Genomic DNA, 8,337 nt, shown 5'->3' with positions numbered 1-8,337 from the left:
GCGCCATCGGCTACAACGTCCCGAGCGCGCCGCACTTTCCCGACGGCGTCACCAGCCCGTCGTCATGACCAAGCCCGGAAACTCCACCTTCGGGCGGTCCAAAGTTGGTAGGCAGAGCATGATGAAGCAAACTCTACGTTAAACCGAGGGACGTTCCGGGAGGCAGGTCATACCAGCAAGGGTACCACGGCCAACGCCAGTTCGTCTATACCGTCCGAAGCCCCTTCTGGTATACTGCCGCCAACGGTCCAATGGAGATGATGATGGCAGGACCCGATGTGTTCATTAGCTACGCCCGGGCCGACACGGAAGTCGCTCGTCGCCTCTCCCGCACCCTCGCAGCGCGGGATATGGTCGCGTGGTGGGATGATCGAATTGAACTCTCCGCTCCTTGGACCGACGTGCTGCTCAATAATCTTGTCTCTGCCGCCTCCGTGCTCGTCCTGTGGAGCTGCAACTCGGTGGACAGGGAATGGGTGCTTCGTGAGGCCGAGGACGCTAGAAGCCGAGGGAAGCTGCTCCAGCTACGTCTAGACTCGACGCCGCTACCTGAGCCCTTCGCTTCGCTCCAAGCGGCGTCGCTGCCGACATGGGAAGAGAACACGCATCCCCGCGGCATCCGCCAGATTGTCAATGAGATCGCCACAAGGGCCGAGAAGCCGCTTCCCTTCGACGAACATCAGCGTGTCCTTCAGCTACGCCTCTCGAGCAAAAAGGTCCACCAATTCATAGCATCGAAGAAACACCGTGACGGTTACTTTCCGAAGCTCGACGGCACCTTGTATGCGGATATATGGGAGAGCCTGATCGGCCAATCGCCAATCAAGCTCTATGATGAGTTGCGTCCTGGCTCGCGTCATCATTTGGACGAAGATCGTTACTATGAGCTGATCGAATATTTGTCCGACGTGGCCGGCGAGGCCGCTGGCACGAACTAGGGCTTGTTGACGTTCACCTTAGCGTGATGACGGTTGCTGCGAGGGCAATGAAGGCGCTGAAGCTTTCGTCAGTCTTGCAGCAGCGCATCGCAATACCTCTGTATTCCTTGAGCTTTCCAAAGAAGTATTCGATCAGGTGGCACCACTTTTAGGTGTCCCCCATCGAACTCGGCAGGGAAGCGGCGGTTGGACTTGGACGGAATGACCGGCTCAATCCCTGCGCCGGTCAGCGCTTCGCGCGGCGTTGTTGCAGAACTCGGGGTGCCGCGGGATTCACGCAGCGGGGTGGGTAGAGTAAGGGCACTGTCAGATAAATCCGGCTTGTAGGACCGGAAGCGACCACCCTACCCTTCCGGTATGGCCCAGCGCTCGCCCTTCTGGTACTTCAAGACCTCTCCCGAGATCATCCGCCCGGCCGTGATGCTCTACGTGCGCTTCCCGCTGTCGCTCAGGAACGTCGAGGACTTGCTGCACGAGCGCGGCATCGAGGTCAGCTGGTCCCTTCCCGGAAGATTGGGCCGCTCTGAGCGAGAGTTTTCCGGCTACGATGGGGCACCCTGGAGGGCCGTAGCCGATGAAGAAATCGAAGTTCACCGACCAGCAAGTTGCCTTTGCCTTGCAGCAGGCCGAGACGGGGACGCCAGTGGAAGAGGTGTGCCGCAAGATGGGCGTGAGCCAGGCCACGTTTTACCGCTGGAAGAAGGTCTATGGCGGGCTGATGCCCTCCGAGGTCCGCAGGTTGAGGCAACTTGAGGAGTGAGCCTGCGAACGCCATTGGTCCGAGAGAGCAGGCGAACAATGCGCGGTTGCGCCGGTTGGTCGCCGATCTGAGCCTCGACAAGGAAATGCTGACGGAGGTGATCCGAAAAAAGATCTAGCCCCGACCCGGTGTCGCGAGATGATCGACTTCGTGAAGACGGTGTTCGGGGTGTCCGTCCGACGGGCGTGCCGGGCGTTGCCGGCGCCGCGCTCGACCTACCATTACGCCTCGAAGCGGCCGCCGCAGGACGTTCTGAGAAAGCGCATCCGCGAGCTGGCGGAGACCCATGTGCGCTACGGCTGCCGCCGTATTCACATCCTGCTGCGAAGGGAGGGCTGGCCGGTGAACATCAAGCGGGTCAGGCGGTCAGACAACCTTGAAGGGCTGCAGATGCGGCTGAAGCCGCCGCGGAGGCGGGTGATGGCGAAGCTTCGCAGCGATCGCAGTGATGCCACCGGACCCAAACAGGTCTGGGCATGGACTGGATGTCCGACGAGACGTTCGAGGGCAAGCGGCTCTGGGTGCTGACTGTCATCGACACCTGGAGCCGAGTGTGCCCGGTGATGCGCGTCTGCCGGTCTGCTACGGCAATGGAGGTGATCGCCGCGCTTGACGAGGCCTGCCGAACATACGGACACCCGAAGGCGATCCGCGTGGATCAGGTATGCCAGTTCACATCAAAGGAACTCGACCTTTGGGCTTACGGCAAGGGCGTTGTGCTGGACTTCAGTCGGCCGGGCAGACCCACCGACAACGCTTACGCCGAGAGCTTCAACGCCATCGTGCGGATGGAATGCCTGGGCCAGCATTGGTTCCTGGACCTCTCCGATGCGCAGGAAAAGGTCGAGCACTGGCGCCGCCACTACAACGAAGTGAGACCCCATGGCGCAATCGGTGACAGGTCACCGCAGACCATGATATCAAGGCTCGAGGCGCCGCCCCGAGCCGCCAACCCGCCGGAGGTTCTCATCTGATCCGGTCCAAGCTCCGGGGTGGGACCAGCAGCCCGGAAGGTCGCATGAAGCCCGGACCAAAGACGGGGTGAAGTCCAACCCGTCATGCACTAAGATTGGAAACGGACCACCTCATTGGGGCAGGCCATCAGCGGAATAGCCGCGGCCGTTGCTCGCGGATAAGTTCAGCGATGGTGTCGGCTACAACCCGGATGCGGGCGACTCGGCGCAACGAGGATGGCACGATCATCCAGAAGCTGCGGTAGAAGACGACCTGTTCCAAAATGCGGACAAGCCCGTCGTCCTCGCCAACGAGGAAATCGGGCAGAAGCGCGATCCCCGCGCCGGAGGCGACCATCTCCTTTTGGGCGATGATGCTGGTGCTCCGGATTGAGAGAGGGCCTGCCGCTCCAAATTCATTAGCACTGGGCAGGTCACGAGCTGGACTGTGTTCCTCTACATAACCGATCAGGCGGCGTGAGGTGAGGTCCTCTTGCTGCAACACCGGTCCTGATCGATCGAGGTAGTCAGGCGCCGCATAGAGATGCAGGGAATACTCCGTCAACCTGGCGATTGTATAGGGTCCGCGCTCGGGACGGTCGATGGTGATGAGGATATCCGCTTCGTTCTTCGTCAGCTGGATGGGCCTGGGCTGAACGATGAGATCGATCTGCAGCGCCGGGTATTTTTCCTGAAGATGCAGGATCAGTGGTGCGATAATCCGTGTTCCGAAGCCTTCAGTGCAGCCAATCCGCACAATGCCGGATATGCTGCTGGGACTTTCGGGCAGGTGCTGACCTATGCGAGCGAATGCGGCCTCGATCCGCTGCGCCTCGACCCACAACGCCTCGCCGCGTGCCGTCAGGGTGTAGCCCTGCGGTGTGCGATTGAAAACCGGCTCCCCTATCCGTTGCTCGAGACGCTGCAGCCGGCGTGAAATCGTTGTGTGGGTCACATCCATCCGCTTGGCAGCCCCACTCAGGGTGCCAGCGCGCACAAGCTCGACGAAATGACGCAGGTCGTCCCACTCCATTGGCTTACCCCTGTGCAGATTTGCACAGCCTCTCTGCGCATTCGTTATCTACTCTGGAAGTCTGACATTTGGTAGGTCTTCAGCCAGCGCAGCATTGCAGGGGAAGGCAACGCCGCGACGCGGGATGGATACGCACAAGGGCTTTCACCCGGACTGCGGATCCTGGCTCCGATTGAGCTCAGGAGGAGAACGAATTGGCGATCATCGGCTTCATCGGACTGGGAACCATGGGCGCGCCCATGGCGCGGAACCTGCTGTCAGCCGGCCACGAGTTGCGCGTCTTTGATGTGAGCGCTGAAGCCTGCGCCATGCTGGCGAGCGAGGGTGCCACTGCGACGGAGAACGCGATCGAGGCGGCGGAAGGCGCCGAGTTCGCTATCACCATGCTGCCGAACGATACGATCGTGTCGGGGGTGATGTTGGGCGAGGAAGGCTTGATCGAACAGCTGTCCGCACGACCGCTGTTGATCGACTGCTCGACAATCAGTCCTGACACCACCCGCCGGATTGCCCATGCCGCGGCAGACAAGGGCTTTGGGATCATCGACGCCCCAGTCTCGGGCGGACCGACGGGCGCGGCAGAGGGGACGTTGTCCTTCATGGTCGGCGGCTCCGAGACGGATTTCGCCCGCGCCGAGCCAGTGCTGAAGAATATGGGGCGGCTGATCGTCCATGCGGGCGACAACGGGGCGGGGCAGGTTGCCAAGCTCTGCAATAACATGACTGCAGCCGTCGTGATGGCTGCCACGGCCGAGGCGCTGGCCTTGGGGATCTCGCAAGGGCTCGATCCCGAGAAGCTGTCCAGCATCATGGCCAACAGCTCGGCTGGCAGCTTCGTGTTGAACCGGTGGAATCCCTGGCCCGGCGTCATGCCTGATACGCCTGCCAGCCGGGACTATGCTGGCGGCTTCCAACTGGGCCTGATGCTGAAGGACCTGAACCTCGCCGTGGCGAACGCGCGTGACGCAGGCGCGTCGGTGCCCTTCGGGGCCCTGGCGCAAAGCATGTACATGATGCAGGCAGGCCGTGCTCAGGACGCTGTCCGCGCCGACTTTTCCAGCATTCAGAAACTTTTCACTCGGCCCGCCTGAGCGGCCCGACGAACGGAGGAAGACATGGACGGCGCTAATCACTTCATCGGCGGAGCTTTCGACCCGGGCCTCGGCACACGCACCGGGCCGGTCTATAACCCCGCCACGGGCGAGGTCGCCTATCAGCTGCACTATGCCGACCGCGCGACCCTGGACCGGGTCTGCGAAGTTGCCTGCAAGGCAGGCCGGGACTGGGGTAACTCATCCCACGCCCGCCGGATCGGCGTCATCTTCAAGATGCGCGAACTGGTTATCCGCGACACCGACATCCTGGCCGAGCTGGTCGGCAAGGAGAACGGAAAGACGCTGGACGACGCCAAGGGCGAGATTGGCCGGGGGCTCGAGGCGCTGGAATTCGCCGCAGCCGAACCGCATGTGACCAAAGGCGAGTTCACCCGCAATGTCGGCGGCAACATCGACATGTTCTCGTTCCGCCAGCCGGTCGGGATCGTCGCCTGCATCGCGCCGTTCAACTTCCCGGTCATGGTGCCGCTGGCCATGACGGCGATGGCGGTTGCGACCGGCAACGCCGTGATCCTGAAGCCCTCCGAGCGGGTGCCGGGTGCGGCCGCGCACCTGAGCAAGCTCTGGACCGAGGCCGGGCTGCCTGATGGCGTCTGGAGCGTCGTGAACGGCGACAAGGAGATCGTGGACGCAATCCTCGAACATCCGGCTATCGGCGCGATCAGCTTTGTCGGCTCGACCGGCGTCGGCGAATATATCTACCAGAAGGGCACCTCGCACAACAAGCGCGTGGCTTCCTACACTGGCGGCAAGAACCACATGATCGTCATGCCCGATGCCGATCTGGACCAGGCGGCTTCGGCTTTCGTAAGTGCGGGCTTTGGTTCGGCAAGCCAGCGCTGCATGGCGGTTTCAGTCGCGGTCGTGGTGGGCGAGGATACTGCCAACACGCTCCGTGAGAAGGTCGTGGCGCTGATCGGCAGGCTGAAGGTCGGCTCCTACGACACAAAAGGCGCGGACTTTGGCCCCGTGGTCACGGCGGCGGCGAAGAAGTCCGTCAATGACGCCATTGAGCGGGCAGTGCAGGAAGGCGGCGAACTGGTCGTCGATGGGCGCGACCTGAAGGTTGAGGGCTTCGAGGGTGGGTATTTCTGCGGCCCCTCGCTGGTCGACAATGTCACCATGGACATGCATCTGTGGCAGGAGGAGATCTTCGGCCCGGTCCGTGCGTTCATGCGGGCAAAGGACCTGGACGAGGCGCTGGACATCGTCAATGCGCATGAGTTCGGCAATGGGGCCGCCATCTTCACTCGCAGCGGCTATGCCTCGCAGCGTTTCGCCAATGAGGTCGAGGCGGGCATGATCGGCGTCAATGTCCCGATCCCGATCCCCGTCGGCTACCACAACTTCGGCGGCCTGCGGCGGTCCAAGTTCGGCGACGCCCACATGTTCGGCCCGGATGCTGCGCGCTTTTACACGAAGATGAAGACGGTATCGCACCGCTGGCCTGATCCGGAGTCGGTGGACCAGGGCCTGTCGATGTCCTTCCCAAGCAATAGCTGATCTCGGCGCTTCCGGCGCCGGCTCTCTCGGCCGGGACGGTGCCGGATGCATCGCCGCCCTTGAAAAAGAGCGGCGTAACCCGGCCTATCATGGGAGGAACCTGAAACATGAAGATCGCAATTGGTGTCGCCGCCATCCTGCTCGGCACAACCGCCCTCGCCCATGCCGAGATCTCGGACGGCGTGGTCCGCATTGGCGTCCTGACCGACCTGTCGGGTCCCTATTCTGACTTCAGCGGCCCGACTTCAGTCGAGGCGGCTCGCCTTGCTGTTGAGGAATTCAACGGCGGCAAGAGCGGCATCAAGGTCGAGATCATCTCGACCGACCACCAGAACAAGGCCGACATCGCCGCGTCCACCGCGCGGCAATGGTTCGACACACAAGGCGTGGATGCCATCGCCGACATGACCAACTCAGCTGCCGCAATCGCTGTGACGACGATGGCCAAGGACTTGGGCAAGATCACCCTGATGTCGGCGCCCGCCACAACCGAGCTGACCAACGCTGCCTGCTCTCCCACCGGCTTCCATTGGGGCTGGGATACCTATTCGCAGTCGGTCGGAACCGCATCGGCGCTGGTCGATCAGGGCAAGTCCAACTGGTTCCTGATCACCGCGGACTATGCCTTCGGTCATCAGATGGCCAAGAGCCTGAGCGACACGGTGAAGGCGCAAGGTGGCAACATCGTCGGCGAGGTGCGTCATCCACTGAACACGACGGATTTCTCGTCCTTCCTGCTGCAGGCACAGAGCTCAGGCGCGCAGGTCGTAGGCCTCGCCAACGGCGGCGCGGACACTGTGAACTCGGTCAAGGGCTCGGCCGAGTTCGGCATCGCACAGGCAGGCCAGACTATCGCTGCCCTGAACATCGTCATCAGCGATGTTCATGCGATGGGCCTTGGCACCGCGCAGGGATTGACCGGCACGACCTCGTTTTACCACGACCGTGATGACGCGAGCCGCGAGTTTGCAGCGCGCTTCAAGGAGCGGACCGGCCGGATGCCGGGCATGATCCAGGCTGGCACCTACTCCTCGGTTCTGCACTACCTGCGCGCAATCGACGAGCTGAACAGCGACGAGGGCCCTGCTGTTGCGGCAAAAATGCGGGAAATGCCGGTAAACGACGCTTTCGCCCCGAACGGCCGCATCCGCGAGGACGGGCGGATGATTACCGACATGTATCTGTTCCAGGTCAAGACCCCCGAAGAGTCGACCGGCGAGTGGGATTACTTCAAGATCCTGAGCACTATTCCGGCTGAGCAGACGGCGGCTCCCTTGGAGCAATCCACATGTTCCATGGTCACAAGCTGACTCAGCAGCACAAGGCTATCTCCGCACGTGCCGGCAGCCCCCTGCCGGCACTTTTCTTTGGATGGGCACGGCAGCTTTGCGTGCCGAAGTTTCGGGGATCTGAAGGCCGATTCTTGTAGCATGATGCCGCGACCCCACTTGCCGGCTTCAGTGGGCCGCCCGGTTTTGTCAGAGGAACCATCTGAGCTAGACTGAAGGTGGCGATGTGGAGCGGTCGGGCGGCGGTCTGAAGGGATGAATCCCTGTCAGCACAAGCTTTTGCACTCTCAGGTATCCCAAAGGAGCGGAAGCAGCCGCCACCATCTGATTCCTCTGACAACACCGGCAGCCGTACCGCCGCTCTCACCGAGTGGCGTCAGCTCGGCGCCGCCTGAGAGGCGGCCCGGCTGCAAACATTGAGACGAGTTCGCATTTGTTTGACAGCACATCTGCAAGCCCTCAACTAAGAGCCCTTCTTCTCATGTCCTCAGCCCCTGCCCTTGCCCACTTGCGTGCGCAGATCGCGCGCCTCGAAGATAAGGAAGTCGGGCATTGGGCGTCCTTCCCTTCGGCCTGCCAGAGCTGGTCCACAGGCAACCGGGAGGCGGCTTGGCACTGGGCTGCCTGCACGAGGTGGCAGGGGGTGACAATGGCGCCGTCCAAGCTGCCGTTCAGGAGGCGTTGTTGCAGAAAGGCGGCTTGAGGCGTGAGTGCCCCTTTCCCCTTCAGGCTCAGGCCGCGCGGAC

At 62.2% G+C, this 8,337-nt stretch carries 6 protein-coding genes and 2 pseudogenes; 6 read left to right on the top strand and 2 right to left on the bottom strand.

What is annotated here, in order from left to right; translation table 11 throughout:
• Positions 1–251 precede the first annotated feature (251 nt).
• A complete protein-coding gene (locus tag ACFFII_RS00040; RefSeq protein ID WP_377696839.1) occupies positions 252–938 on the top strand; it encodes a toll/interleukin-1 receptor domain-containing protein in 687 nt (228 codons plus the stop codon).
• Positions 939–951: 13 nt separating this feature from the next.
• Here ACFFII_RS00040 and ACFFII_RS00035 read toward each other — a convergent pair whose 3' ends face one another.
• Positions 952–1,071, bottom strand: a complete 120-nt coding sequence (locus ACFFII_RS00035) for a transposase (protein ID WP_377696840.1) — start codon at positions 1,069–1,071, stop codon at positions 952–954.
• A gap of 224 nt (positions 1,072–1,295) precedes the next feature.
• On the opposite strand from ACFFII_RS00035, the pseudogene ACFFII_RS00030 reads away from it, so the two are divergent.
• A pseudogene (locus ACFFII_RS00030) lies at positions 1,296–1,436 on the top strand (IS6 family transposase); the annotation flags it as partial.
• Between the two features lie 76 nt (positions 1,437–1,512).
• A pseudogene (locus ACFFII_RS00025) lies at positions 1,513–2,672 on the top strand (IS3 family transposase).
• Between the two features lie 127 nt (positions 2,673–2,799).
• Here the strand turns inward: ACFFII_RS00025 and ACFFII_RS00020 are convergent.
• Positions 2,800–3,684: a LysR family transcriptional regulator gene (locus ACFFII_RS00020; protein ID WP_377696838.1), complete on the bottom strand. Its 885-nt coding sequence runs from the start codon at positions 3,682–3,684 to the stop codon at positions 2,800–2,802.
• 194 nt (positions 3,685–3,878) lie between these two features.
• Here ACFFII_RS00020 and mmsB point away from each other — a divergent pair, with 194 nt between their 5' ends.
• From mmsB to ACFFII_RS00005, 3 genes are all read left to right on the top strand, one after another.
• Complete coding sequence (gene mmsB, locus ACFFII_RS00015; protein WP_377696837.1) at positions 3,879–4,775, top strand: 3-hydroxyisobutyrate dehydrogenase; 897 nt, start codon at positions 3,879–3,881, stop codon at positions 4,773–4,775.
• 24 nt (positions 4,776–4,799) lie between these two features.
• Positions 4,800–6,302 carry a CoA-acylating methylmalonate-semialdehyde dehydrogenase gene (locus ACFFII_RS00010; RefSeq protein ID WP_377696836.1) on the top strand — a complete coding sequence of 501 codons (1,503 nt, stop codon included), beginning with the start codon at positions 4,800–4,802 and terminating at the stop codon, positions 6,300–6,302.
• 107 nt (positions 6,303–6,409) lie between these two features.
• Positions 6,410–7,612 (top strand): ABC transporter substrate-binding protein, encoded by a 1,203-nt coding sequence (locus ACFFII_RS00005; RefSeq protein ID WP_377696835.1) that lies wholly within the window; start codon positions 6,410–6,412, stop codon positions 7,610–7,612.
• The last annotated feature ends 725 nt before the right edge of the window (positions 7,613–8,337 follow it).

The sequence above is a fragment of the Paracoccus niistensis genome (genome assembly GCF_042432925.1).
GTDB lineage: Bacteria > Pseudomonadota > Alphaproteobacteria > Rhodobacterales > Rhodobacteraceae > Paracoccus > Paracoccus niistensis.
Note: the sequence above shows the minus strand (reverse complement) of the source record. Positions and strands in the feature narration are given on the sequence as shown.